Origin of the sequence: Pseudomonas sp. CFBP13509 (assembly GCF_005233485.1) — a bacterium.
GTDB classification, from domain to species: Bacteria; Pseudomonadota; Gammaproteobacteria; order Pseudomonadales; family Pseudomonadaceae; genus Aquipseudomonas; species Aquipseudomonas marginalis.
This window is the reverse complement of the sequence record NZ_QGAA01000013.1, coordinates 114,815-139,287: the sequence shown is the minus strand read 5'-3', so window position 1 is coordinate 139,287 and position 24,473 is coordinate 114,815. Positions and strand designations below refer to the sequence as shown.

The window sequence follows — 24,473 nt, the reverse complement described above, 5'->3', positions numbered from 1 at the left end:
TCAAGGTTTGGGCTTGCCATGGGCGGCCAGCCGCTCAAGTGCCGCGCGCAAGCCTGGATCGCTGATGCCGTCGGCCGTGGCCTGAATCGTCTCGGCCGCCGTCTCCGACAAGTCCATCGTGTGGCCCGCCGCGCCTTGCTGCACGGTCGGCGGCTGCACCTTGAACTGGATGCGCGTCAAGCTGGCGAACTCATCGAATGCCATCAATTGACGCTGCAGGCGTTTTTGCTGATAGCGCAGGCGGGTCGCCCAGTGACCATCTGTGACAATCAGCAGCAGGTTGCCTTCACGCCAGGACGCCACGTGGCAATGCTCACGGGCGGCCGGTTGAAGTTGGCTTTCGAGCAGGCGTTGCAAATGGCCCAAGCGTTGCGCATGGCCAAAGATGGCTTTCAACGGCTTGGCTTCGCGAAGCAACACGCTGGGCGCGCGGGCTGTAAGAGGGCGAAATGCCATGATTGGACACCTTAAGTAACAGAGCGGCCATCTTAGCAGAAAGCGTCTACGCGGCCCCGGGCAATGCATTGCCGGGGCTTTATCCACAAAATCAATGAGCTCCACGGGTTGAAGTTCGCGCAAAAGCCCTTATTTTAAACAAGCCCTCTCACAGCCCCTTGCCCGCCTCGGGGAACAACGCCACTTTCCTCACCCACGATTCCGGGTAGAATGCGCGTTCGCATGCGGCCGTGAGGGCTGCTCGGGCCACTCACGGTGCGCCCTCCATCCCTATGTGTGGAAGAACCTGCCGATATGTTTGCGCCTTTGTTAAAGAAACTTTTTGGAAGCAAGAATGAGCGCGAAGTCAAACGCATGCTCAAGACGGTGCAGCTGGTCAATGCCTTCGAAGAGCAGATGGTTGCCCTTTCGGACGAGCAATTGCGCGCCAAGACCGAAGAGTTCAAGGCCCGCATAGCCAAAGGTGAAACCCTCGACAAGCTGCTTCCCGAAGCCTTTGCGGTTGCCCGTGAAGCCGGTAAGCGTGTCATGGGCATGCGCCACTTCGACGTCCAGTTGATCGGCGGCATGACCTTGCATGAAGGCATGATTGCCGAAATGCGTACCGGTGAAGGCAAGACCCTGGTAGCAACCCTGGGTGTTTACCTCAACGCACTGTCCGGCAAGGGCGTGCACGTTGTGACGGTGAACGACTACCTGGCTCGCCGGGACGCCAACTGGATGCGCCCGCTGTATGAGTTCCTCGGCCTGACCGTAGGCGTGGTAACGCCGTTCCAGCCGCCGGAAGAGAAGCGCGCCGCCTACGCCGCCGACATCACCTACGGTACCAACAACGAATTCGGTTTCGACTACCTGCGCGACAACATGGCGTTCAGCATGGAAGAAAAATTCCAGCGCGAACTCAACTTTGCCGTGATCGACGAAGTCGACTCCATCCTCATCGATGAAGCCCGTACCCCGCTGATCATCTCCGGCCAGGCCGAAGACAGCTCGCGCCTTTACACCGAGATCAACAAGTTGATCCCGCGCCTTGAGCAGCACATCGAGGAAGTGGAAGGCGTGGTGACCAAAGAAGGTCACTTCACCATCGACGAGAAGACCCGCCAGGTCGAACTCAACGAAGCCGGTCACCAGTTCGTCGAAGACATGCTGACCCAGATCGGCCTGCTGGCCGAAGGCGAGAGCCTGTACTCGGCCCATAACCTGGGCCTGCTGACCCACGTGTATGCCGGCCTGCGTGCCCACAAGCTGTTCCATCGCAACGTCGAATACATCGTGCAGGATGGCCAGGTCGTACTGGTCGACGAACACACCGGCCGTACCATGCCGGGCCGTCGTCTGTCCGAAGGCCTGCACCAGGCCATCGAAGCCAAGGAAATGCTCAACATCCAGGCCGAAAGCCAGACGTTGGCGTCCACCACCTTCCAGAACTACTTCCGCCTGTACAACAAGCTGTCCGGCATGACCGGTACCGCCGACACCGAAGCGTTCGAATTCCACCAGATCTACGGCCTGTCGGTGGTGGTCATCCCGCCGAACAAGCCGCTGGCCCGTAAAGATTTCAACGACCTGGTGTTCCTGACCGCCGAAGAGAAATACGCGGCGATCATCAACGATATCAAGGACGGCATGGCCCAGGGTCGTCCGATCCTGGTAGGTACCGCCACCATCGAGACTTCCGAGCACGTGTCCAACCTGCTCAACAAGGAAGGTATCGAGCACAAGGTCCTCAACGCCAAGTTCCACGAAAAAGAAGCCGAGATCATCGCCCAGGCCGGTCGCCCGGGTGCGCTGACCATCGCCACCAACATGGCCGGTCGTGGTACCGACATCCTGCTGGGCGGCAACTGGGAAGTGGAAGTGGCTTCGCTGGACGATCCGACCCCTGAGCAGATCGCCCAGATCAAGGCTGACTGGCAGAAACGCCACCAGGCCGTGCTGGAATCCGGTGGCTTGCAGGTGATCGCATCCGAGCGCCACGAATCCCGTCGTATCGACAACCAGCTGCGCGGTCGTGCCGGCCGCCAGGGTGACGCCGGTTCCAGCCGTTTCTACCTGTCCCTGGAAGACAGCCTGATGCGCATCTTCGCCTCGGATCGGGTGAAGAACTTCATGAAGGCCCTGGGCATGCAGTCCGGTGAAGCGATCGAGCACCGCATGGTGACCAACGCCATCGAGAAGGCCCAGCGCAAGGTAGAAGGCCGTAACTTCGACATTCGTAAGCAACTGCTCGAGTTCGATGACGTCAACAACGAACAGCGTAAAGTGATCTATCACATGCGTAACACGTTGCTGGCCGCCGACAATATTGGCGAAACCATCGCCGATTTCCGTCAGGACGTGCTCAACGCCACTGTCAGCGCACATATCCCGCCACAATCGCTGCCTGAACAGTGGGATGTCGCCGGTCTGGAAGCTGCGTTGAAGAGCGACTTCGGTGTCGACTTGCCGGTCCAGCAATGGCTCGACGAAGACGACCACCTGTACGAGGAAACCCTGCGCGAGAAGCTCATGACCGAGCTGCTGGCCGCGTACAACGAGAAAGAAGAGCAGGCGAGTGCCGAAGCACTGCGCACCTTCGAGAAGCAAATCGTACTGCGCGTGCTGGACGACCTGTGGAAAGACCACCTGTCGACCATGGATCACCTGCGTCACGGCATCCACCTGCGTGGCTATGCCCAGAAGAACCCGAAGCAGGAGTACAAGCGCGAGTCGTTCACGCTGTTCTCCGAGTTGCTGGATTCGATCAAGCGCGATTCGATTCGCGTGCTGTCCCACGTTCAGGTGCGTCGCGAAGACCCGATCGAGGAAGAAGCGCGCCTGCGCCAGGAGGCCGAGGCACTGGCTGCGCGCATGCAGTTCCAGCACGACGAGGCACCCGGTCTGGAAGCGCCTGAAGTATTGGGTGAAGAGGTCGATGTGGCCCTGGCCCAGACCCCGGTTCGTAACGAGCAGAAGCTGGGCCGCAACGAACTGTGCTGGTGCGGTTCGGGCAAGAAGTACAAACACTGCCACGGCGAAATCAACTAAGATTTTTGCCTGACGCTGCTACACCCCGCGCCGCGACCGGCCCCTGCCGTCGCGGCGTTTTGCCATTAATTTCACCGTCGATCACGACGGCACAGACATCACCTATTTTTAAGGAGCGCATTCATGGCTGTTGGTCTTGGTCCTTTGCCCACATTGCACCCGGTTGCCGGTTTTGAGCTCGGTATCGCTTCGGCCGGCATCAAGCGCCCAGGGCGCAAGGATGTGGTGGTGATGCGCTGTGCCGAAGGCTCGACCGTTGCGGGCGTGTTCACCCTCAACGCCTTCTGCGCCGCGCCGGTGATCCTGGCCAAGCAGCGTGTTGCCGGCTCGATTCGTTACCTGCTGACCAACACCGGCAATGCCAACGCCGGTACCGGCGAGCCGGGGCTGGTCGCCGCTGCGCGCACCTGTGCCAAGCTGGCCCAACTGGCCGGCGTGGACGCCAGCCAAGTGCTGCCATACTCCACCGGCGTCATCGGTGAGCCGTTGCCGGTCGAAAAAATCGAAGGCGCCCTGCAAGCCGCGCTGGACGACCTGTCCGTGGATAACTGGGCGGCAGCCGCCACCGGCATCATGACCACCGACACCCTGCCAAAAGGCGCGAGCCGCCAGTTCGTGCACGACGGTGTGACGGTTACCGTGACCGGTATCAGCAAGGGCGCGGGCATGATTCGCCCGAACATGGCCACCATGCTTGGCTATATCGCCACCGACGCCAAGGTTTCCCGCGATGTGCTGCACAGCCTGATCCTGGACGGCGCCAACAAGTCGTTCAACCGCATCACCATTGATGGCGATACGTCCACCAATGACTGCTGCATGCTGATCGCCACCGGCCAGGCCAACCTGCCGGAAATCACCGAGGCCAGCGGCCCGCTGTTCGCGGCGCTGAAGCAGGCAGTGTTCGACGTGTGCATGGACGTGGCCCAGGCCATCGTGCGTGACGGTGAAGGCGCGACCAAGTTCGTGACCGTTGAAGTCAACGGCGGCGCCAACCACCAGGAGTGCCTGGATGTCGGCTACACCGTGGCCCACTCGCCGCTGATCAAGACCGCGCTGTTCGCCTCCGACCCGAACTGGGGCCGTATTCTGGCTGCCGTCGGCCGTGCCGGCGTGCCGGACCTGGACGTGAGCAAGATCGACGTGTTCCTGGGTGACGTATGCATCGCCAGCCGTGGCGCCCGTGCCGAGACCTACACCGAAGCCCAGGGTTCGGCGGTGATGCAGCAGGAAGAAATCACCATCCGCATCGAGCTTGGTCGCGGTGAGTGCAGCGAAACCATCTGGACCACCGACCTGTCCCACGAGTACGTGAAGATCAATGCGGAATACCGCACCTGATAGAAGAGGATAAGCGCGGTGAAACGAGTGCATGTAGCAGCAGCGGTGATCCGCGGTGTCGACGGCAGGATCCTGCTGGCGCGCCGTGCCGATACCCAGCATCAGGGCGGCCTGTGGGAGTTTCCCGGTGGCAAGGTGGAGGCCGATGAGTCGGTCGCCACGGCCCTGTCCCGTGAGTTGCAGGAAGAGCTGGGTATCCAGGTCACCACGGCGCGACCGCTGATCAAGGTGCAACATGACTACCCGGACAAGCAGGTGTTGCTGGATGTCTGGGAAGTCTCGGCCTTTACCGGCGAGCCCCACGGTGCCGAGGGACAACCGCTGGAATGGGTGGCCCCGCGCGATCTGCCCCACTATGAGTTCCCGGCGGCCAATGCGCCGATCGTGGCGGCTGCGCGCTTGCCGGCCGACTACCTGATCACGCCGGGCGAGCTGGAAACGCCCACGCTCTTGCGCGGGATCCAGAAGGCTATTGCCGGTGGCATCAAGCTGATCCAGCTGCGGGCGCCCAACGGTTACGACCCCAAGTACCGCGACCTTGCGGTAGATGCGGTGGGCCTGTGCGCCGGTAAGGCGCAGTTGATGCTCAAGGGACCGTTTGAATGGCTCGGGGACTTCCCGGCGGCCGGCTGGCATATGACCTCGGCCCAACTGCGCAAATATGCGAGCAAGGGCCGGCCGTTGCCGAAGGATCGCTGGTTGGCGGCGTCATGCCATAACGCGGAAGAACTGGCGTTGGCGGAGTTGATGGACGTGGATTTTGTCACGCTGTCGCCGGTGCAGCCGACCCAGACCCATCCCGATGCGCAGCCGTTGGGCTGGGAGCAGGCGGCAGAGTTGATCCGTGGGTTCAGCAAACCGGTGTTTCTGTTGGGTGGGGTTGAGCCTGCGCAGCGGGAGCAGGCGTGGGAAGCCGGCGCTCAAGGTGTCGCAGGAATTCGGGCGTTCTGGCCTGAGGTTTGATGCTGTTCTGAAGGGCCCTATCGGGAGCAAGCCCCCTCCCACATTCGACCGGGTTCCAACTTTGGAATGTGATCAAAGTGTGGGAGGGGGCTACACCCCGATGAGGCCCTATCAGTCACCGAATCATCATCAGTGTGGCTTCGCCGCCGCCTGCCACAACACTTCTGCAACACCCTGGCGCTTGGCAATCACCCGCGCCGCCACAAACAGCAAATCCGACAGCCGATTGATATACGCCAACCCCACCCCTTCCAACGGCTCGACCGCATTCAAATGCTGACAGCGCCGCTCGGCACTGCGCGCCAGGCTGCGGCACACATGGGCCTGGGCAATCAGCGCTGAACCACCGGGCAAGATGAAATTCTCCAGGGGCCCGAGTTCTTCGTTCCAGCGATCGATCGCCGCTTCCAGCCGATCCACTTCCGCCGCGTTCAATGCCTTGTACTCCGGCATTGCCAACTCCCCACCCAGATCGAACAATCGATGCTGGCAAGGCGTAAGCACCTCGATCACGTTCTGTAAGCCTGGATGCTGCCCGCCGAGGGCTTCGAGATACGCCAGCAGTAACCCCAACTGGCTATTCAGCGTATCGACCTCGCCGATGGCTTCCACCCGGGGATGGTCCTTGGGCACGCGGCGGCCGTCGCCGAGGCCGGTTTCGCCTTTATCGCCGGTGCGGGTGTAAATCTTCGACAGGCGAAAGCCCATGGTCAGTGCTCCAGTTGGGTGAGTTCGTAAGGTGGCAGTTGGCCCGCCAGGGGCAGGCGCAAGGTGAAGCAGGTGCCTTGGCCGAGGGTGGAATGCACCTCCATCTGGCCCTTGTGGTTGTTGGTGATGATGAAGTACGACACCGACAGCCCAAGCCCGGTGCCCTGGCCGATTTCCTTGGTGGTAAAGAACGGCTCGAAGGTGCGTTTACGCACGTTTTCGCTCATGCCGATGCCATTGTCTTCCACCTGGATTTCCGCCCACGGCGGGTTAAGGCGCGTGCGCAGGATGATGCGCCCCGGTTCGCTGTCGTCCTCGCGCAGGTGAATGGCCTGGGCGGCGTTTTTCAGCAGGTTGAGCAGCACCTGTTCCAGTTCGTTGGCCGTGCCGGGCACGGGGCCCAGTTGCGGGTCGAACTGACGGATGATTGCCTGGCCCTTGAAATCGAAGCCAATGGCCAGGTCAAAGTCGTTACCGGCGATTTCTACCGCCTGGTCGATCAGCGCCGGCAGGTCGCAAGGCGCCATCTGCCGGTTGCTGCGGCGGCTGAAGCTGAGCATGTGGGTGACGATTTTCGCCGCCCGTGCCCCCGCCTGCTGGATACCGTCGAGCAGTTGCGGCACTTCGCGGCTTTGCAGGTAGCGGTTAACGGTGTCCAGCTCAACCCCCACCTGTTCGGCGTGTTCCAGGTTCTTGGGCAAGTCGGGGGACAGGCGCCGGCGAATGTTCTGCACGTTATGCAGGATCGCCCCCAGCGGGTTGTTGATCTCGTGGGCCATGCCGGCGGCGAGTCCGCCGACGGAGAGCATTTTTTCCGACTGCACCATCATCTCTTCCAGTGACAGGCGCTGGGTGATGTCGTCGATACGGATCACTACACCGCGCCCGGCACCGCCCATCAGCGGGTAGAAGGTCAGGGCGTAATGCTTGGGTTCGTCGTCCTTGATCCAGGTGACGCGCTCGATGCGTTCCACCGTGTGTTGTTCCACCGTGGCCTTGATCTGCGGCAGGTACGGCTTGAGCGGCTGGAAGGCGAGGTAGATCGGTTGATTCAGCGCTTCATCCAGGCGCGTGCCGGACAGGGCCGTGGCCTCCTGATTCCATTGGGTGACGTAGAGCTGTTCGTCCAGGGCGATCAGTGCCGAAGGCATCGAGTCGATGATGCTGTTCAGGTAGTTCTGGAAACCGGTGAGCTTTTTCTCGATCTTGCTGCGCACCTGGACTTCCAGCTCCAGCTTGCGGTTGGTGTGGCGTGTCTCTTCGGCCAGGCCTTGTGCCTGGTCGTAGGCCGCTTGTGAGTCATCCCGCGCGCGCTTGAGCTGCTGCTCCCGGGCTTCGATGCGCGACAGCATGGTGTTGAAGGCTTCGGCGAGGCTGCCGATTTCATCGCGGTTGCCCCGGCCGGCACGCAGGGCGTAGTTCTCTTCGCGGGTGACCTGGCGTGACAGCTCTTCGAGTTCATGGATCGGCCGGGTGATCAGGCGTTTGATCTGCCGGGCGATGATCAACCACAGCAGCACACTGAAAATCAGGATGCCCAGGCTCGCCGTCAATGTGCCGGTATAGAAGGCCACCGGCAGCTCACTGCTGGCCACCAGCAGCAGGTGGCCGGACGGTTGGCCGGGACGGGGCAGGGTGATGACCTGGTTACTGCGAAATTCGGTCACGCGCCAGGCTTCGATATGCCGGTAGTTGTCCGGCAGGTGCAGGCGATCGCCGTGTTGCATCTGCGCCAGGCGATTGCCTTCGCCGTCGTACAGGGCGGCGGCGCGCAGGGGCGAATAGCTGGTCAGTTCATTGAGCAGCGCATCGGCCTTGGCCGGGGATTCAAGGGCTTCGGCGGCTAGAGCCGGGTTGGATACCAGCCGGCCGATGGCCTGCAAGGCCTGGGGCGCCATGCTTTCCTGGGAGATCCAGTAGGCGGCGCTGATAAAGGTCAGGTTGGCCACCAGCAGGACGGTGGTCAGCAGCACCAGCAGGGCGGCCAGCAGTTTCTGCCCGACCGGTAGGTTTTCTAGACGCTGGCGCAGCGGCATCAGGGTTTTCCCAGGTGATAGACAGGCGGGCAGGGTAGCGCGTGCCTCAGTCGCGGGGCAATCCGCGTGCAAGTAACTGCTCGACCAGGCGCACTTGCAGTTGTTGCACATGGGGCAGGCTCAATTGGTGACGGGCGGCCGCCTGGCAAGCATAGCCCAACAAGTAGCTGATTTCGGTGCGGCGGGCGTTGGCCACGTCCTGGTACATGGAGGAATAATTGGCGGCCGTGGCCTGGATAACCCGTTCCACTTCCTGGTGCAGATCCCGCGCGGCGGCGGGTTGGCCGCAGCATTCCAACAGTTCGCCAAGCTCGGCACACAGGGTCGCGACTTCACATTGATGGCTCTGCAGTTCGCCATTGCGGCACTGGTAAAGCACCGTCAGCGGGTTGATCGCGCAATTGAGCGCCAGTTTGCGCCACAGGCGCGTCAGGATGTCGGTACTCCATTCGTGGGGGATGCCCGCAGCGTGCAGGTCATCCAGCCACAGCGGCGGAGTAGGGTGGCTCGCGTCCCCCAGCCAGGTGTAGCCATGGCCGGCGAACACCACGCGCCAGTCACCGTCGCGAAACGCGCCTTCGGTGCTGGAGGCAAAAATGCAGCGCGCCTGGGGCAGTTGCGCGGCCACCGCGTCTTGGCTGCCGAGGCCGTTCTGCAGCAGGATCAGCTCGGCGTCCGGTGCGAGGCGGTGTTGCAGTTGTGCGACAGCGCCCTGGGCGTCGTAGGCCTTGCACGCTACCAGCAGGCGATGAATCGGCTCGGGGCTGTAGGGCGTTTCAGCGAACACCGGGTAGGTATGGGCGACGCCGTGTTCCACCAGGGTCAAGCCGGGTGAAGCCCGGTAGCTGGCCAGGCGCGTGGCATCGCGCAGGATCAACCTGACGGGTAAGCCGGCACGAGCCAGGCGGGTGGCCCACAGTGTGCCCAGGCTGCCCGCGCCAAGAATATGCCAGGTGGTCGACATCAGTTTCTGCTCCGTAGGGTCGCTCACAGTGAACGGGACGAAAGAACCGCTATAATGCCCCGGCATTTTAGCTCTGGCGCGCTCCATCTCTACTGAGCCCGCCCCTTATATTGGAGAAATCACATGCCTTCGTTCGACGTGGTATCTGAACTGGACAAACACGAAGTCACCAACGCCGTCGAGAACGCCGTCAAGGAGCTGGACCGCCGCTATGACTTGAAAGGCAAGGGCAGCTTCGAATTCAAGGAAAAGGAACTGACCGTCAACCTGACCGCTGAAGCCGATTTCCAGCTGGAAGCGATGATCGAGATCCTCAAGCTGTCGTTGGTCAAGCGCAAGATCGACGCGCAGTGCCTTGAAATCAAGGACGCCTACGCCTCCGGCAAGCTGATGAAGCAGGAAGCCGTACTCAAGGAAGGTATCGACAAGGAGCTGGCAAAGAAGATCGTTGCCCATATCAAGGATGCCAAGCTGAAAGTCCAGGCGGCCATCCAGGGTGAGCAGGTTCGTGTCACCGGCAAGAAGCGTGATGACCTGCAGGATGCCATTGCCGCCCTGCGCGCCAAGACCTTCGACATGCCGCTGCAGTTCAATAACTTCCGCGACTGATGGCACATTGGGGAACCTGCGGGCGTTTTCGGCGTCCCACGCCCCAGAGCCAGCGCCTGCTCTTGAGCCCTACGGGGCTCATTTGCGTTTTCAGGCAGTCAATAAGCCGCACATTCGCCATACAGGAGAAGCTACATGGATTTAAACGCTGAAATGGATCACTTGATCAAGACCTCACAGTCATGGATCCCGATGATCATGGAATACGGCAGCCGGGTGTTGCTGGCGGTGATCACCCTGGCCATTGGCTGGTGGCTGATCAACGTATTGACCCACCGCGTGGGCCGCCTGCTGGCCATGCGTAACGCGGACCTGGCGCTGCAGCACTTCATCACCAGCCTGGCGAACATCGCGCTGAAAGTCATGCTGATTGTCAGTGTGGCCTCGATGATCGGCGTGGCGACCACGTCGTTCGTCGCCGCCATCGGTGCCGCTACCCTGGCCATCGGCCTGGCGTTGCAAGGCAGCCTGGCGAACTTTGCCGGTGGTGTGCTGATTCTGTTGTTCCGCCCGTTCCGCATTGGTGACTGGATCGAGGCCCAGGGCACCTCCGGGACCGTCGATAGCATCCAAATCTTCCACACCGTGCTGCGTACCGGTGACAACAAGACCGTCATCGTGCCCAACGGCATCCTGTCCAACGGCATCATCACCAACACCAACCGTCAGCCGACCCGCAAGGTGGTCTTTGATGTGGGTGTGGACTACGAGGCGGATCTGCAAAAGGCTCGTGAAGTGCTGCTGGAGCTGTCAAAAGATCCGCGTGTACTGACGGATCCTGCTGCGGTGGCCGTGGTGTCGACCTTGGGCGATAGCTCGATCACTGTTTCCCTGCGCTGCTGGACCAATACCCCGGATTATTGGGATGTAGTGTTCATGTTGAATGAACTGGCGCGTGATCGTTTAAAGGCTGCGGGGATTGATATTCCATTTCCGCAGCGCGTTATTCGAGTGATGCAGGAAGCAGCTTCGAAGTAAGTGAAAGAAGCGCGTTTAACTTGGCCGAAAGGTCAGGTTAAACGTGTCACTTGAATCTCGTTAGTTAGCTTGCTAGTTATTTACTGAAATAAAACTGCAATGAAAAAGCCGCTCCCTTGTAAACAGGGGAGCGGCTTTTTTGTTTAAGGCCGGGGCCTTAAGTCATCGTTGTAATTGAACCGGCAATTACAAGATGTTCAGCGGGTATTGCGCGATCAGACGCAGTTCGTCAAGGGAACCCGAGTAAACCTGATCAGATGAGCGATAGGTCGCCTGACGTACGCGCAGGCTCAGGTCTTTGGCTGGACCGCTCTGGATCACGTATTTGGCTTCGATGTCGCGTTCCCACTCTTTACCATTGTTAGTGGTCGAGGTGTTGGCGCCGGTACCTTTCACATAACGAGTCATGAAGCTCAGGCCTGGGATGCCAAAGGTCGCCATGTTCAGGTCATAGCGAGCCTGGTAGGACTTCTCGTCTTCAGCGTTGAAGTCGGAGCGGGCGATGGAGTTGGCCAGGAAAATCGTGCCGCCGCCGTCTACGCCGTAGCCGTACTGGCCGTCGCCGCTGACCTTCTGTGCTGCCAGGGTGAAGGTGTGAGCGCCAATGGTGTACGCGCCTTGCAGGCTGAACGCACGGTTGTCGAGCTTGGTGGTGCTGTCTTTGTCAGCACGGACCAGGCCGGCGCCGTCGCTCTTGGTGTCGTAGATGTTGAAGTCGACAGCCACGGACTGGTCATCGCTGAGCGCGTGGGTCCAGTTGACGTTGGCGTAGATCTTCTTCCAGTAGTCTTCCACTTTCGAGTAGTAGAGGCTGGTGGTGAACTCTGGGGTCCAGGAGTACACGCCGCCCACGAAGTTGGCGTCTCGCAGGCCACGGCTCGAGCCTGGTTCGGAGCTGGCGATACTGTCGCGGTAGGTTTGATCCTGGGCAACGATCGAGGTGAAGTGACCGGCTTCCAGTTTCAGATCTTTGATTTCGTTGCTGGTGATGGAGATGCCTTGCGGCAGTTCCGGCAGCAAACGGCTGTCATCGGAAGCGAACACTGGAGCGGTGGTGTACTGATCACCGATCTTCAGGACCGTATTGGACATACGGAACTTGATGGCTGCGCCGCCTTTGGAGTAGTCATCCTGCGAACGGCCGTCGGAACCCTCTGGGAACAGACCGGTGCCGGCACGGCCTTTGCCGCTGTCCAGCTTGACGCCCAGCAGGCCGATCACGTCGACACCGACACCGATGGTGCCTTGGGTGTAACCCGAGCTGAAGAGGCCGTGGAAGCCAAGGCCTGTTTCTTCGATACGGCTTTGTTCTGCACCGTGGTTACGGCGGTCACGGCTGAAATACAGGGCCCGCGTCAGAATGCTGGCTGTACTGTCCTCGATAAAGCCCTTGGAATCGTCCTGGGCGGACGCCATTGCGAACTGCGAGGTGCCTGCTGAAACAGCCAGGGCGATCATGCTCCACTTCATCACGCGCATCGTGATTTGCTCCTTTGGTTTTAGGAAGAGTACTGCCGTCCCACCTGTATTTTTATCTGGGCGGCTCTTTCTTTTTTGTGTCGGCGCAAAGTTATATCACGCAGACTCTATTGACGATACTTACCCATCTTTCCTTTCAGCTTCTTTACGAGGCTGTCGTAAATTGCTAGTTCCATGTCGCAAATTCACAGTCCGAATGTAACGGGACTGACAACTTCAATGCTGTTTTCAAACGTCTTTCAGAGTTTGTCGTCTTCCTTGGTATGCATTGAAACGCCACTGTTTTTTATCGCGAAACACTCACTTCCCTGCAGGTGCCGTTGTCGACGATAGGGGGGTGAATGCAACAAGCGCGCCCAAACTGGTAACTGAATGTCATTTTTTCGTGAAAAACGTTACGACGGTGTAAAAACCGCATAAGTACGGGCTTTTTACGCCGTTTGGTTTGGGCTTGACGCCCGTGTGTTACCGCTGTTGGGGGGGCAAAAAAAACGTTGCCCGAGGAAAACGTTACCGGTCCACCCCCATGAGTGGGTAGTTGGCGGATCTCTTTGAGGCACAAGTGGGTCATTTTGGTGCATCCCGGTGAGGCCCGAGTTAGCGTAGCTCAATTATTCGCCTGCATCGAAAGGGTGCGGTTTTTTTCTCCGGATGCGCCGGGGCTCTCCCGTATTCGCCGTGAAGCCGCCTGCATTCAAAGGTATGCTGGGCGCCGGAACTTGACCTGCCAAACGGAGTGCCCGTGGTGTTCGCCTTAGACCAACGCCTGCAACAAGACACACTGGTGATCGGGGACTTCCCGTTGTGCCGCCTGCTGCTGTCCAATGACTCGAATTACCCCTGGTTCATCCTGGTGCCACGCATCAACGGTATCAGCGAAGTGTTTCAGCTGGATGTCGCAGATCAACAGATCCTCTGGAAGGAAACTACGTTGCTGGCGCAGTTACTCAACGAAGGCCTGGGCGCCGACAAGATGAATATCGGTGCGCTGGGCAATGTCGTCAGCCAATTGCACGTGCATGTGATCGTACGTAAGCGTGATGACGCCGCGTGGCCTGCGCCGGTTTGGGGCAAGCATCCGGCCCAGCCGTACACTGAAGAACAAGTGGCGGCCATTCGTGTGCGCCTGCACGCGTTGCTGCCTGCCGACTTTATCTTTACCCAGGGTTGAACCATGGACTTGCAAGACCGCGTTACCGATCTGGAGAGCCGCCTGGCCTTTCAGGACGACACCATCGAGACCCTCAATGACATCCTGGTCGTCCAGCAGCGCGCGGTTGAACGCCTGCAGCTGCAGATGACCGCGCTGCTCAAGCGTCAGGAAGAAATGGGCGGCCAGTTCGAGACGTCCGAAGAAGAGGCGCCGCCACCGCACTATTAATCCGAGTGCAATAAAAAACCGCGACCCAGCCAAGGCTGGATCGCGGTTTTTTTGCTGCGACGGCTGGAATCAGCGACGCGGCAGGGCTGCGATCACGTCTTCGGCTTGCAGGCCTTTGTCGCGATTCATCACGGAGAACTCCACGCGCTGGCCTTCCACCAGGACGCGATGACCTTCGCCACGGATAGCCCGGAAGTGGACGAAGATGTCGTCGCCCGAATCGCGGGAAATAAAGCCGAAGCCTTTGGAGGTGTTGAACCACTTGACGGTACCGGTATCCCGATTGGTCATGTCGTAGTTTTGCGACGCGGCCGCCGGGGACGAACGGTAGAAGCTGATGGCCAGGTGAAGAACGATAGCGACCACAGCAATCACCAGGCTGAGCAGGATGGCCGGATGGCCGCCCACTTCAGGCATAGGTGCCAGGAGGGTGAGGGTTTGTACGACAACGGTCAGTACCAGCAGCGCGCTGACCAGGTTTTGCAGTTGATGACGTGTGCCTTTGTTCCAGTAAGGGATTACGGGAGCGAGCGTCAGGTTAAGAAGGCCGAACAAGGCCAGGTACAGAGCGTCGTGTTGTTGCAGGTAGGGCAGGCTTTCAGGCTGCAGGCTCGGGATAAAGGACAGCAGCAACGCTGCAACGCCCGTTAGCAGGTGGACGATTTTCAACATTTTGATTAACTCACGTTAAGACGGATCACAAGGAAGAGCTGACTGGCACGGTTCGCTTCTGAACAATGGGAGGCGTTGGGCACGTGCGCGGGTATCAGCCTATGCCGCTTGCCGTGGAAATTAACGACGGCGACACGCTGCCTATTTAACAGCAAAGGCCGTGCCTACTCAAATCGAGCATTTTCCGTGGTTGAAAGGGGCGTGGCATTTCTGCGTGAAACGCTTGTCCTAGACATGTGCAGGGGTTTCTGGCGGCCTTAAAGAAAATTTCCGACATGCCCAAAGGCTTGTACTGCACGGGCTGACAGGTCGTGCAGGGGCGATTTGCCGCATGTCGCCCGAGGGTGTCGGGCTGCGTCTCTGCGGCGCTCTTGCTAGAGTAGTCGTGCACCTGATCAATGAATGCTTGTCAATTGAAGGGGATAAACATGGCAATCGATATCGGTATCAGTGAAGAAGATCGTAAATCCATCGTCGATGGGCTTTCACGGCTGCTTTCCGATACCTATGTACTGTACCTGAAGACCCACAACTTCCATTGGAACGTCACGGGCCCCATGTTCCGTACGCTGCACCTGATGTTCGAAGAGCAGTACAACGAACTGGCGCTGGCGGTGGACGCCATAGCCGAGCGTATCCGTGCCCTGGGTTTCCCGGCACCGGGCGCCTATTCGATCTACGCCCGCCTTTCCTCCATCAAGGAAGAAGAGGGTGTTCCCAGCGCAGAAGAGATGATCAAGCAACTGGTGGCGGGCCAGGAGGCGGTCACGCGTACCGCACGTGGTATTTTCCCGTTGCTCGACAAGGTCAGCGATGAGCCGACCGCGGACCTGCTGACCCAGCGCATGCAGGTTCACGAGAAAACCGCGTGGATGCTGCGTTCCCTGCTCGAAAGCCAGTAAACGACAGCCACAGTGGCGCCGTTGTGGCGCCACTTGCTTGTTTCCACGCATTTCCTGGCGTTGTCCTACGCCTATCAACGCCCCGTCTTCTGGCTGCCTGCCTCGTCCTGCTGTCTTATAGGGCCACTGTCCAATGGGAGAACCCATGGGCTGTTGTTTGGCAATGGAGTGTCAGGTGTATGTCACGTGGAGTGGATGTGGGAGTGATGGAAACCGGTGGTTTCCACAAGATAAGCGTCGACCCCTTCGCCAAGGGGTTCGATATGGGGCTGGCCAAGCCATTGTCCCGATCGGTAAGGCTCAACGGATTTTCTACTTGTCTTCGGCTTGAGCAGATCTATTGGAATATCCTCACGGAAATAGCCAGGATCAATGCCTGCTCTGTCAGTGCATTGCTGTCCTATGTCGATCGGGAAGTGCACTTGCGGTATGGAGGAGTGAAGAACTTCAGTGGGTTGGTCAGGGTAGTGTGTGTGGTTCATCTGTTAAAGGGCCGTGCTGCCTCGCCAAGCCATGAGTAATCGGCAGGCCTCGGGGCCGGTCCGCTGTCGAGGTGGGCCTGCCCCGGGCAGAAAGCCGGCTGCGCTGCCTTGATTTACCAGATATAATCCCGCGCTTTGCTGCTGCCGGGGCTTTCTCCCTCTGCTCTTTATCAGGAGCGGGCGCGGCACAGTAACGATCGACCGCCGAGACATCGCCATGCCCATGTATGACTATCAATGTGCTTCCTGTGGACATCAGTTGGAAGCCATCCAGAAGATCAGCGCAGCGCCGCTGGTCGATTGCCCGGCCTGCCAGGCACCCGAGCTCAAGAAGATGTTGTCCATGCCGGGCTTCCGCCTGAGCGGCAGCGGCTGGTACGAGACCGATTTCAAGACCGGTTCGAAGAAGAACCTGGCGGGCGGCGACAAAGCAGACTGAGTTGAACTCCATGCGCAGGCTCCTGCATTATCCGTCCCCTGCTTTAATGTACGGTGACGAGGCAGGCCTCCACCGAATTTCGAATTACGAGAAGTGAAACCACTACCATGATGCGCAGCCACTATTGCGGCCAACTGAACGAGACCCTGGATGGTCAGGAAATCACCCTTTGCGGATGGGTTCACCGTCGCCGCGACCACGGCGGGGTGATCTTCCTCGATATCCGTGATCGTGATGGCCTGGCCCAGGTGGTATTCGATCCGGATCGCGCCGAAAGCTTCGCCGCCGCTGACCGTGTGCGCAGCGAGTACGTCGTGAAGATCACCGGCAAGGTTCGCCTGCGTCCGGCCGGTGCCGTGAACGCGAACATGGCGTCCGGTGCGATCGAAGTGCTGGGCTACGAGCTGGAAGTACTGAACGAATCGGAAACCCCGCCGTTCCCGTTGAACGAATACTCCGACGTCGGCGAAGAAACCCGCCTGCGCTACCGCTTCCTGGATCTGCGTCGTCCGGAAATGGCCGAGAAGCTGCGCCTGCGTTCGCGCATGACCACCAGCATCCGCCGCTTCCTCGACGAGAACGGCTTCCTTGACGTCGAAACGCCTATCCTGACCCGGGCCACCCCGGAAGGCGCGCGTGACTACCTGGTGCCTAGCCGTACCCACGCCGGCAGTTTCTTCGCCTTGCCGCAGTCGCCGCAGCTGTTCAAGCAGCTGCTGATGGTGGCCGGTTTCGACCGTTACTACCAGATCGCCAAGTGCTTCCGCGACGAAGACCTGCGCGCCGACCGCCAGCCGGAATTCACCCAGATCGACATCGAGACCAGCTTCCTCGATGAAAAAGAGATCATGGGCATCACCGAGCAGATGATCCGCAACCTGTTCAAGGAAGTGCTGGACCTGGAGTTCGGCGAATTCCCGCACATGACCTTCGAAGAAGCCATGCGCCGCTACGGTTCGGACAAGCCAGACCTGCGTAACCCGCTGGAACTGGTGGACGTGGCCGACCAGCTCACCGAAGTTGATTTCAAGGTGTTCAGCGGCCCCGCCAACGACCCGAAATGCCGCATCGCCGCCCTGCGCGTGCCTGGCGGCGCGAGCATGCCGCGCAAGCAGATCGACGACTACACCAAGTTCGTCGGCATCTACGGTGCCAAGGGCCTGGCGTATATCAAGGTCAACGAGCGCGCCAAGGGTGTTGAAGGCCTGCAGTCGCCAATCGTGAAGAACATCCCGGAAGCCAACCTCAATGTGATCCTGGATCGCGTGGGCGCGGTCGACGGCGACATCGTGTTCTTCGGCGCCGACAAAGCCAAGATCGTCAGCGAAGCCCTGGGCGCGCTGCGGATCAAGCTGGGCCACGACCTGGACCTGCTGACCTGCAAGTGGGCACCGATGTGGGTCGTCGACTTCCCGATGTTCGAAGAGAACGATGACGGCAGCTTCAGCGCCTTGCACCACCCGTTCACCGCGCCGAAGTGCTCGCCCGAAGAGCTGGAAGCCAACCCGGCAGGCGCGCTGTCCCGCGCGTATGACATGGTGTTGAACGGTACTGAGCTGGGTGGCGGTTCGATCCGTATCCACCGCAAAGAGATGCAACAAGCGGTCTTCCGCCTGCTGGGCATCAACGAAGCGGAACAGGAAGAGAAGTTCGGCTTCCTGCTCGACGCCTTGAAATACGGTGCGCCGCCCCACGGTGGCCTGGCTTTCGGCCTCGACCGCCTGGTGATGCTGATGACCGGTGCCCAGTCGATCCGTGAAGTGATCGCATTCCCGAAAACCCAGAGTGCTGCGGACGTCATGACCCAGGCTCCGGGCGTAGTAGATGCCAAGGCATTGCGCGAGCTGCATATCCGCCTGCGCGAGACGCCGAAGGCTGAGTAAGGCTGCTGCGTGAAAGCGCACTGAGGTTTACGCAGTCTAAAAAGGCGCATCTTCGGATGCGCCTTTGCGTTACAAGGGGTGTATCCCACCCGGGGTGGGGTTGATAAGGTTTCTAGAGAATTTCGGAGTTGTGTTATGGCTGGCCATTCCAAGTGGGCGAACATCAAGCACCGCAAAGAGCGTCAGGATGCCAAGAAAGGCAAGATTTTTACCAAGTGGATCCGTGAGCTGACGGTCGCTGCCCGCCAGGGCGGGGGTGACCCGGGCTCCAACCCGCGTCTGCGCCTGGCCCTGGACAAGGCCCTCGGCGCCAATATGAGTCGTGACATTATCGACCGTGCCGTGGCCCGTGGGGCCGGCGCTGCCGACACCGACGACATGGTCGAGTTGACCTACGAAGGCTACGGCCCGGGTGGCGTGGCGGTGATGGTCGAATGCATGACCGATAACCGCAACCGTACTGCCGCCGCCGTGCGTCATGCGTTCAGCAAGTGTGGCGGCAACCTGGGGACTGACGGTTCGGTGGCCTACCTGTTCGAACGCAAGGGGCAGATCTCCTTCGCGCCGGGTGTGGATGAAGATGCGCTGATGGAAGCGGCGATGGAGGCGGATGCCGACGACGTGGTGACCAATGAAGATGGCTCCATCGACGTGTTTACCTCGTTCGCCGGCTTCTACGCCGTGCGTAATGCCCTGGAAGCGGCCGGTTTCAAAGGCTCCGACGCCGAGATCGTGATGCTGCCGACCACCAGTGCCGAGCTGGACCTGGACGGTGCGCAGAAAGTGCTGAAGATGCTCGATATGCTCGAAGACCTGGATGATGTACAGAACGTGTATTCCAACGCCGACATCCCGGAATCCGTGGCCGAACAGCTAGGCTGAAGAATGACGTAGATCCAAATGTGGGAGGGGGCTTGCTCCCGATGGCGGTGTATCAGTCAGCCTATGTCTAACTGGACGATCGCCATCGGGAGCAAGCCCCCTCCCACATTAGAACTACGATGTATCAAAAAATGTGTTTATCCGACCTGCAGGCGTTATGACTTTAATCCTAGGTATCGACCCCGGTTCGCGCATCACCGGTTTTGGTGTGGTGCAACACACCCCGCGCGGCTGCGTCTACGTCGCTTCGGGCTGTATCCGTACCGGCGCAGGCGAGTTGGCTGAGCGCCTGCAGATCGTCTATCGCGGCGTGCGTGAAGTGATCCAGACCTACGGACCGGTCACCATGGGCATCGAAAAAGTGTTCATGGCAAAAAACGCCGACTCAGCCCTTAAACTCGGACAAGCCCGTGGCGCCGCCATCGTGGCAGGGGCCGAAGAGGGCATGGAAATCGCCGAATACACCGCGACCCAGGTCAAGCAGGCCGTGGTCGGCACCGGTGCGGCCAATAAAGAGCAGGTGCAGATGATGGTCATGCACATGCTCAAGCTCACCTCAAAGCCGCAGATCGATGCCTCCGACGCCCTGGCCATTGCCATTTGCCATGCACACACGCGCTCCAGCCTGCTGCCTCACGGCCTGGGCATGGCACGCAGTCGTGGCGGGCGCCTGCGTCTCTGATAGCATCAGCGCAATCGTTATTTCCGGTCAGGCCTCGCTCTGACCCCAAGCTTTAAGGATCTGAACCGTGATTGGACGCTTGCGCGGCACCCTGGCTGAGAAACAGCCGCCGCACCTGATTCTGGATGTAAACGGGCTGGGGTATGAGCTGGAAGTGCCCATGACCACCCTGTACCGCCTGCCGTCGGTCGGTGAACCTATAACGCTGCATACCCATCTGGTGGTGCGCGAAGACGCGCAACTACTCTATGGTTTCATTGGCAAGCGCGACCGCGACTTCTTCCGCGAACTGATTCGCCTTAATGGCGTGGGGCCTAAATTGGCCCTGGCGTTGATGTCGAGCCTGGAAGTGGATGAGCTGGTACGAGCCGTTTCGGCCCAGGACACCTCAGCGCTGACCAAGGTACCGGGCGTGGGCAAGAAAACCGCCGAGCGCCTGTTGGTCGAACTCAAGGACCGCTTCAAGGCCTGGGAAGTGGTGCCGAGCATGTTCGCCCTGGTGCCGAACCAGCCGGATATGCCGGCGGGCCAGGTCGCGAGTGCTGAAAGCGACGCCGTCAGTGCGCTGATCTCCCTGGGCTACAAACCCCAGGAGGCCAGCAAGGCCGTCTCGGCCATCAAGGACAAGAACCTGAGCAGCGAAGACATGATCCGCCGAGCCCTGAAGGGAATGATTTAAGTGATTGAAGCTGATCGTCTGATCGCGGCCACCGGGCCTCGTGACCGTGAAGAAGTCCAGGACCGCGCCATCCGGCCCTTGAGCCTTGCCGACTACATCGGCCAGCCCACCGTGCGCGAGCAGATGGAGTTGTTTATCCAGGCCGCGCGCGGGCGCAGTGAGTCCTTGGACCATACCTTGATCTTCGGCCCGCCGGGGCTGGGTAAAACCACCCTGGCCAACATCATTGCCCAGGAAATGGGCGTGTCGATCAAGTCCACCTCCGGCCCGGTGCTGGAGCGGCCAGGTGATTTGGCGGCGTTGCTCACCAACCTCGAGCCCCATGACGTGCTGTTCATCGACGAGATCCACCGGCTCTCGCCTATCGTCGAGGAAGTGCTGTACCCGGCGATGGAAGATTTCCAGCTCGACATCATGATCGGCGAAGGCCCGGCGGCCCGCTCGATCAAGCTCGACTTGCCACCGTTCACGCTGGTGGGCGCGACGACCCGTGCGGGCATGCTGACCAACCCGCTGCGAGACCGTTTCGGCATCGTTCAACGTCTGGAGTTTTATAGCACTACCGATCTGGCGACCATTGTCAGCCGTTCGGCCAGTATTCTCGGCCTGCCCCTGGACCCGGAGGGCGCGTTTGAAATCGCTCGTCGGGCCCGGGGCACGCCACGGATTGCCAACCGCTTGTTGCGTCGTGTGCGTGACTTTGCCGAAGTACGGGCCAAGGGGCATATCACCAAGGCCGTGGCGGACCTGGCCTTGAACCTGCTGGATGTGGACGAGCACGGCTTCGATCATCAGGATCGACGCCTGCTCTTGACCATGATCGAGAAGTTCGACGGCGGCCCGGTGGGTGTCGACAGCCTGGCGGCGGCCATCAGTGAAGAGCGCCATACCATCGAAGATGTGCTGGAGCCGTACCTGATCCAGCAGGGCTATATCATGCGTACGCCAAGGGGGCGGGTGGTGACGCGCCATGCCTATCTGCACTTCGGGTTAAACATTCCGTCACGATTGGGGGAGATGCCCGTGGTAGACGAATTCCTTGATGCAGTGGACGATTAAAAGCTTCACGCCAGTCGATTTATTCGATGTTTGTGCTGTCCTAGTGGCTGGCGTCGTCATTCAGTCACTGGATATGTTTTTCGAGAATGAAAAAACAGTTGCCCCACCGGATTGGCAACCTGAGGAGTAAGCACTAGAGTATGCGCGCGCAAAACGGGGATCAGTCGTTCGCACATCGCTGTCGCGTTTATTACGAGGACACCGATGCCGGCGGCATCGTGTATTACGTCAATTATCTCAAGTTCATGGAGCGGGCTCGTACCGAGCGGCTACGGGAGCTGGGCTTTGCCCAATCCCAGCTGGCAGGGGAGGACCTGTTATTCGTCGTGCATTCCAGCGAGGCGCGTTACCACGCACCGGCGCGACTGGACGACGAGCTGCTGGTCAGCGCTGAAGTAATCGAATTGAACCGTGCCAGCCTGCGTTTCAAGCAGCAGGTCAGGCGGGCAACGGATGCAACGCTGCTCTGTGAGGGGCAGTTCCTGGTGGCGTGTGTGCGCACCAATAGTTTGAAACCTCGGGCCATTCCCGAAACTCTACGTGCGGCCTTTGCCGCCGTGAGCGGCGCGGGTAAACAATCAAAGCAGGAGATTTAGCGTGGAACCTACCGTCGTCGACCATTCCTCCATGTGGAGCCTGGTCAGCAATGCCAGTGTTGTGGTTCAACTGGTGATGCTGATCCTGGTAGCCGCATCGGTTACCTCTTGGGTCATGATTTTTCAGCGCAGCAACCTGCTGCGTGCCGGTCGACGTGCCCTGGAGAGCTTTGAAGAGCGCTTCTGGTCCGGTATCGACCTGTCCAAGCTGTATCGCCAGGCCGGCAGCAACCCGGACCCGGACTCGGGCGTCGAGCAGATCTTCCGTGCCGGCTTCAAGGAGTTCTCCCGTCTGCGCCAACAACCGGGTGTTGATCCGGAAGCGGTGATGGAAGGCGTGGCCCGCGCCATGCGCGTCGCCATCTCCCGCGAAGAAGAGAAGCTTGAGCAAAGCCTGCCGTTCCTTGCCACCGTAGGCTCCGTCAGCCCGTATATCGGCCTGTTCGGTACCGTTTGGGGGATCATGAACTCCTTCCGCGGCCTGGCCCAGGCCCAGCAAGCTACCTTGGCCACTGTGGCCCCGGGTATTGCCGAAGCCCTGATCGCCACCGCGATCGGCCTGTTCGCCGCTATCCCCGCAGTAATTGCCTACAACCGCTTTGCTGCAACCAGCGAAACGTTGATCAGCCGTTACTACACCTTCGCCGATGAGTTCCAGGCGATCCTGCACCGTAAAGTGCACACCAGCGAAGAATAAGCAGGTAATTCCCAATGGCTTTAATCGCTCGAGCTCGCAAAAAGCGCAAGCCGGTCGCCGAGATGAACGTAGTACCCTACATCGACGTGATGCTGGTGCTGCTGGTGATCTTCATGGTGACCGCGCCGATGCTCAACCAGGGCGTGAAGGTTGATCTGCCCAAGGTTTCCAGTGAAGCCTTGCCGCAGGACAACAACACTCAGGTCCTGACCATTTCGATCAAGGCTGACAAGACCTATTACTGGAACCTTGGCAGCGAAGTCGACACCCAGAAGCAACAGGACAAGGCCTTGACCCTGCCGGCGATGACCGATGCGGTGACCAAGATCATTCGCTCCGGCAACGAAGGCGGCAAGCACACCCAGGTGTTCATCCGCGGCGACAAGTCGGTCGACTACGGTTCCGTCATGGGCGCCATGGGCGGGCTGCAGAAGGCCGGCGTCGGTAACGTTGGCTTGATTACCGAGGCGCCCTGATGCACCAACAGCGAGAGCCGTCCGCCTCGGAAAGCTTCTTCTGGCCTAGCGTCTGGGCAATTGCCCTGCACGTCCTGGTCTTTGGCATGCTGTTCGTCAGCTTTGCCATGACTCCGGACCTGCCGCCAGCCAAGCCGATCGTGCAGGCGACCCTGTATCAGCTGAAATCGAAAAGCCAGGCCACCACCCAGACCAATCAGAAGATTGCGGGTGAGGCCCAGAAGTCGGCTGCGCGCCAGACTGAAGTCGAACAGATGGAACAGAAGAAGGTCGAGCAGGAAGCGGTGAAGGCTGCTGCGGAACAAAAGAAAGAAGAGGCGGCTCAAAAGGCCGAGGAATCGAAAAAAGCTGACGAAGCCAAGAAGGCCGACGAGGCGAAAAAGGCTGATGAAGCCAAGAAAGCCGAGAAAGCTGCCGAAGCTAAAAAAGCTGAAGAGAAACAATTGGCTGATATAGCCAAGAAGAAATCTGAAGAAGAAGCCAAGAAGGCTGCCGAAGAAGAGGCCAAGAAAAAGGCCGCTGAAGACGCCAAGAAGAAAATAGTCGAAGACGCGAAGAAGAAAGCCGCCGAAGACGCCAAGAAAAAAGCTGAAGCAGACGAGGCGAAGAAGAAAATCGCCGACGACGCGAAGAAGAAAGCTGCCGCCGATGCCAGCAAGAAAAAGGCCCAGGAAGCAGCGCGTAAATCCGCCGAAGAGAAAAAGGCCCAGGCCTTGGCAGATTTGCTCTCCGACACGCCGCAGCGTCAGCAAGCCTTGGCCGATGAGCGTGGTGATGAAGTCGCGGGCAGTTTCGACGACCTGATTCGGGCGCGGGCAGCAGAAGGCTGGACACGTCCACCTTCGGCACGCAAAGGCATGACAGTAGTGCTGCAGATCGGCATGTTGCCGGACGGTACGGTGACTTCGGTCAGCGTGGCCAAGTCCAGTGGTGACGGTTCGTTCGACAGTTCGGCGGTTGCCGCGGTCAAGAATATTGGCCGGTTGACCGAGATGCAGGGAATGAAACCAAGCGACTTCGCTCCCTATCGTTCATTCAAGATGACATTCACACCTGAGGATCTAGCCTTGTGAGAAACC

25 protein-coding genes are annotated in these 24,473 nt (G+C 59.7%); 19 read left to right on the top strand and 6 right to left on the bottom strand.

The window, feature by feature from the left end; translation table 11 throughout:
* Complete coding sequence (locus tag PspCFBP13509_RS21815; protein ID WP_027605525.1) at positions 1-456, bottom strand: DUF721 domain-containing protein; 456 nt, start codon at positions 454-456, stop codon at positions 1-3.
* A 294-nt stretch (positions 457-750) separates the two neighbouring features.
* Here PspCFBP13509_RS21815 and secA point away from each other — a divergent pair, with 294 nt between their 5' ends.
* The 3 genes from secA to PspCFBP13509_RS21800 all read left to right on the top strand — a co-directional run bounded on the left by secA (position 751) and on the right by PspCFBP13509_RS21800 (position 5,790).
* Complete coding sequence (secA, locus tag PspCFBP13509_RS21810; protein WP_027605526.1) at positions 751-3,486, top strand: preprotein translocase subunit SecA; 2,736 nt, start codon at positions 751-753, stop codon at positions 3,484-3,486.
* 123 nt (positions 3,487-3,609) lie between these two features.
* Entirely contained in the window at positions 3,610-4,827 is a 1,218-nt protein-coding gene (gene argJ, locus PspCFBP13509_RS21805; protein WP_137212674.1) for a bifunctional glutamate N-acetyltransferase/amino-acid acetyltransferase ArgJ, read from the top strand.
* Positions 4,828-4,845: 18 nt separating this feature from the next.
* Entirely contained in the window at positions 4,846-5,790 is a 945-nt protein-coding gene (locus PspCFBP13509_RS21800; protein WP_065925886.1) for a Nudix family hydrolase, read from the top strand.
* A 129-nt stretch (positions 5,791-5,919) separates the two neighbouring features.
* Here the strand turns inward: PspCFBP13509_RS21800 and PspCFBP13509_RS21795 are convergent, their stop codons facing one another.
* From PspCFBP13509_RS21795 to PspCFBP13509_RS21785, 3 genes are read right to left on the bottom strand one after another with little or no spacing between them, the layout of a single operon-like run.
* Positions 5,920-6,498 (bottom strand): cob(I)yrinic acid a,c-diamide adenosyltransferase, encoded by a 579-nt coding sequence (locus PspCFBP13509_RS21795; protein WP_065925887.1) that lies wholly within the window; start codon positions 6,496-6,498, stop codon positions 5,920-5,922.
* Between the two features lie 2 nt (positions 6,499-6,500).
* Positions 6,501-8,534, bottom strand: a complete 2,034-nt coding sequence (locus PspCFBP13509_RS21790) for a sensor histidine kinase (RefSeq protein ID WP_065925888.1) — start codon at positions 8,532-8,534, stop codon at positions 6,501-6,503.
* A gap of 46 nt (positions 8,535-8,580) precedes the next feature.
* Entirely contained in the window at positions 8,581-9,498 is a 918-nt protein-coding gene (locus tag PspCFBP13509_RS21785) for a putative 2-dehydropantoate 2-reductase (protein ID WP_065925889.1), read from the bottom strand.
* Between the two features lie 123 nt (positions 9,499-9,621).
* Here PspCFBP13509_RS21785 and PspCFBP13509_RS21780 point away from each other — a divergent pair, with 123 nt between their 5' ends.
* Together PspCFBP13509_RS21780 and PspCFBP13509_RS21775 are read left to right on the top strand one after the other, a co-directional pair.
* Positions 9,622-10,107 carry a YajQ family cyclic di-GMP-binding protein gene (locus PspCFBP13509_RS21780; protein WP_053135814.1) on the top strand — a complete coding sequence of 162 codons (486 nt, stop codon included), beginning with the start codon at positions 9,622-9,624 and terminating at the stop codon, positions 10,105-10,107.
* 135 nt (positions 10,108-10,242) lie between these two features.
* Positions 10,243-11,085: a mechanosensitive ion channel family protein gene (locus PspCFBP13509_RS21775; RefSeq protein ID WP_137212673.1), complete on the top strand. Its 843-nt coding sequence runs from the start codon at positions 10,243-10,245 to the stop codon at positions 11,083-11,085.
* A gap of 186 nt (positions 11,086-11,271) precedes the next feature.
* On the opposite strand, the gene PspCFBP13509_RS21770 is transcribed toward PspCFBP13509_RS21775, so the two are convergent.
* A complete protein-coding gene (locus tag PspCFBP13509_RS21770) occupies positions 11,272-12,564 on the bottom strand; it encodes an OprD family porin (RefSeq protein WP_027605533.1) in 1,293 nt (430 codons plus the stop codon).
* A gap of 745 nt (positions 12,565-13,309) precedes the next feature.
* Between PspCFBP13509_RS21770 and PspCFBP13509_RS21765 the strand changes: the two genes are divergently transcribed.
* Both PspCFBP13509_RS21765 and PspCFBP13509_RS21760 read left to right on the top strand, forming a co-directional pair.
* Positions 13,310-13,735: an HIT domain-containing protein gene (locus tag PspCFBP13509_RS21765; protein WP_065925937.1), complete on the top strand. Its 426-nt coding sequence runs from the start codon at positions 13,310-13,312 to the stop codon at positions 13,733-13,735.
* 3 nt (positions 13,736-13,738) lie between these two features.
* A complete protein-coding gene (locus PspCFBP13509_RS21760; protein ID WP_065925891.1) occupies positions 13,739-13,945 on the top strand; it encodes a SlyX family protein in 207 nt (68 codons plus the stop codon).
* A gap of 69 nt (positions 13,946-14,014) precedes the next feature.
* Here the strand turns inward: PspCFBP13509_RS21760 and PspCFBP13509_RS31990 are convergent, their stop codons facing one another.
* Positions 14,015-14,617 (bottom strand): cold-shock protein, encoded by a 603-nt coding sequence (locus tag PspCFBP13509_RS31990; RefSeq protein WP_005790922.1) that lies wholly within the window; start codon positions 14,615-14,617, stop codon positions 14,015-14,017.
* 428 nt (positions 14,618-15,045) lie between these two features.
* Between PspCFBP13509_RS31990 and PspCFBP13509_RS21750 the strand changes: the two genes are divergently transcribed.
* The 12 genes from PspCFBP13509_RS21750 (at position 15,046) to tolA (ending at position 24,467) form a co-directional block, all read left to right on the top strand.
* Positions 15,046-15,519, top strand: coding sequence for a Dps family protein (locus PspCFBP13509_RS21750; RefSeq protein ID WP_065925892.1), 474 nt, complete (start codon positions 15,046-15,048; stop codon positions 15,517-15,519).
* A gap of 179 nt (positions 15,520-15,698) precedes the next feature.
* Positions 15,699-16,040, top strand: coding sequence for a ribbon-helix-helix domain-containing protein (locus PspCFBP13509_RS21745; protein WP_137212672.1), 342 nt, complete (start codon positions 15,699-15,701; stop codon positions 16,038-16,040).
* Between the two features lie 178 nt (positions 16,041-16,218).
* Positions 16,219-16,440: an FmdB family zinc ribbon protein gene (locus PspCFBP13509_RS21740; protein ID WP_010208103.1), complete on the top strand. Its 222-nt coding sequence runs from the start codon at positions 16,219-16,221 to the stop codon at positions 16,438-16,440.
* Positions 16,441-16,547: 107 nt separating this feature from the next.
* Positions 16,548-18,323, top strand: coding sequence for an aspartate--tRNA ligase (gene aspS, locus PspCFBP13509_RS21735; RefSeq protein WP_027605538.1), 1,776 nt, complete (start codon positions 16,548-16,550; stop codon positions 18,321-18,323).
* 135 nt (positions 18,324-18,458) lie between these two features.
* Entirely contained in the window at positions 18,459-19,205 is a 747-nt protein-coding gene (locus PspCFBP13509_RS21730) for a YebC/PmpR family DNA-binding transcriptional regulator (RefSeq protein WP_027605539.1), read from the top strand.
* 157 nt (positions 19,206-19,362) lie between these two features.
* On the top strand, positions 19,363-19,887 hold the full coding sequence (gene ruvC, locus PspCFBP13509_RS21725; RefSeq protein ID WP_065925894.1) for a crossover junction endodeoxyribonuclease RuvC: 525 nt from the start codon (positions 19,363-19,365) through the stop codon (positions 19,885-19,887).
* A 67-nt stretch (positions 19,888-19,954) separates the two neighbouring features.
* Positions 19,955-20,566: a Holliday junction branch migration protein RuvA gene (ruvA, locus tag PspCFBP13509_RS21720; RefSeq protein ID WP_003175802.1), complete on the top strand. Its 612-nt coding sequence runs from the start codon at positions 19,955-19,957 to the stop codon at positions 20,564-20,566.
* Complete coding sequence (ruvB, locus tag PspCFBP13509_RS21715) at positions 20,567-21,625, top strand: Holliday junction branch migration DNA helicase RuvB (RefSeq protein WP_065925895.1); 1,059 nt, start codon at positions 20,567-20,569, stop codon at positions 21,623-21,625.
* A 140-nt stretch (positions 21,626-21,765) separates the two neighbouring features.
* A complete protein-coding gene (gene ybgC, locus PspCFBP13509_RS21710) occupies positions 21,766-22,221 on the top strand; it encodes a tol-pal system-associated acyl-CoA thioesterase (RefSeq protein ID WP_032890914.1) in 456 nt (151 codons plus the stop codon).
* Position 22,222: 1 nt separating this feature from the next.
* Complete coding sequence (tolQ, locus tag PspCFBP13509_RS21705; protein WP_137212670.1) at positions 22,223-22,918, top strand: protein TolQ; 696 nt, start codon at positions 22,223-22,225, stop codon at positions 22,916-22,918.
* A gap of 23 nt (positions 22,919-22,941) precedes the next feature.
* The gene (gene tolR, locus PspCFBP13509_RS21700; protein WP_161793227.1) at positions 22,942-23,394 is read left to right on the top strand and encodes a protein TolR; all 453 of its coding nucleotides are present in this window, start codon (positions 22,942-22,944) and stop codon (positions 23,392-23,394) included.
* A complete protein-coding gene (tolA, locus tag PspCFBP13509_RS21695; protein WP_027605542.1) occupies positions 23,394-24,467 on the top strand; it encodes a cell envelope integrity protein TolA in 1,074 nt (357 codons plus the stop codon). Before tolR ends, tolA begins: the two co-directional genes overlap by 1 nt.
* Positions 24,468-24,473 lie beyond the last annotated feature (6 nt).

Coding starts and splice junctions, on each gene's coding strand:
- tolA (WP_027605542.1), top strand. CDS start 23,394: ATGCACCAACAGCGAGAGCCGTCCGCCTCGGAAAGCTTCTTCTGGCCT.
- argJ (WP_137212674.1), top strand. CDS start 3,610: ATGGCTGTTGGTCTTGGTCCTTTGCCCACATTGCACCCGGTTGCCGGT.
- PspCFBP13509_RS21790 (WP_065925888.1), bottom strand. CDS start 8,534: ATGCCGCTGCGCCAGCGTCTAGAAAACCTACCGGTCGGGCAGAAACTG.
- ruvC (WP_065925894.1), top strand. CDS start 19,363: ATGACTTTAATCCTAGGTATCGACCCCGGTTCGCGCATCACCGGTTTT.
- PspCFBP13509_RS21785 (WP_065925889.1), bottom strand. CDS start 9,498: ATGTCGACCACCTGGCATATTCTTGGCGCGGGCAGCCTGGGCACACTG.
- PspCFBP13509_RS21795 (WP_065925887.1), bottom strand. CDS start 6,498: ATGGGCTTTCGCCTGTCGAAGATTTACACCCGCACCGGCGATAAAGGC.
- PspCFBP13509_RS21770 (WP_027605533.1), bottom strand. CDS start 12,564: ATGCGCGTGATGAAGTGGAGCATGATCGCCCTGGCTGTTTCAGCAGGC.
- PspCFBP13509_RS21775 (WP_137212673.1), top strand. CDS start 10,243: ATGGATTTAAACGCTGAAATGGATCACTTGATCAAGACCTCACAGTCA.
- PspCFBP13509_RS21780 (WP_053135814.1), top strand. CDS start 9,622: ATGCCTTCGTTCGACGTGGTATCTGAACTGGACAAACACGAAGTCACC.
- PspCFBP13509_RS21730 (WP_027605539.1), top strand. CDS start 18,459: ATGGCTGGCCATTCCAAGTGGGCGAACATCAAGCACCGCAAAGAGCGT.
- ybgC (WP_032890914.1), top strand. CDS start 21,766: ATGCGCGCGCAAAACGGGGATCAGTCGTTCGCACATCGCTGTCGCGTT.
- secA (WP_027605526.1), top strand. CDS start 751: ATGTTTGCGCCTTTGTTAAAGAAACTTTTTGGAAGCAAGAATGAGCGC.
- PspCFBP13509_RS21750 (WP_065925892.1), top strand. CDS start 15,046: ATGGCAATCGATATCGGTATCAGTGAAGAAGATCGTAAATCCATCGTC.
- PspCFBP13509_RS21760 (WP_065925891.1), top strand. CDS start 13,739: ATGGACTTGCAAGACCGCGTTACCGATCTGGAGAGCCGCCTGGCCTTT.
- aspS (WP_027605538.1), top strand. CDS start 16,548: ATGATGCGCAGCCACTATTGCGGCCAACTGAACGAGACCCTGGATGGT.
- PspCFBP13509_RS31990 (WP_005790922.1), bottom strand. CDS start 14,617: ATGTTGAAAATCGTCCACCTGCTAACGGGCGTTGCAGCGTTGCTGCTG.
- PspCFBP13509_RS21815 (WP_027605525.1), bottom strand. CDS start 456: ATGGCATTTCGCCCTCTTACAGCCCGCGCGCCCAGCGTGTTGCTTCGC.
- PspCFBP13509_RS21740 (WP_010208103.1), top strand. CDS start 16,219: ATGCCCATGTATGACTATCAATGTGCTTCCTGTGGACATCAGTTGGAA.
- PspCFBP13509_RS21745 (WP_137212672.1), top strand. CDS start 15,699: ATGTCACGTGGAGTGGATGTGGGAGTGATGGAAACCGGTGGTTTCCAC.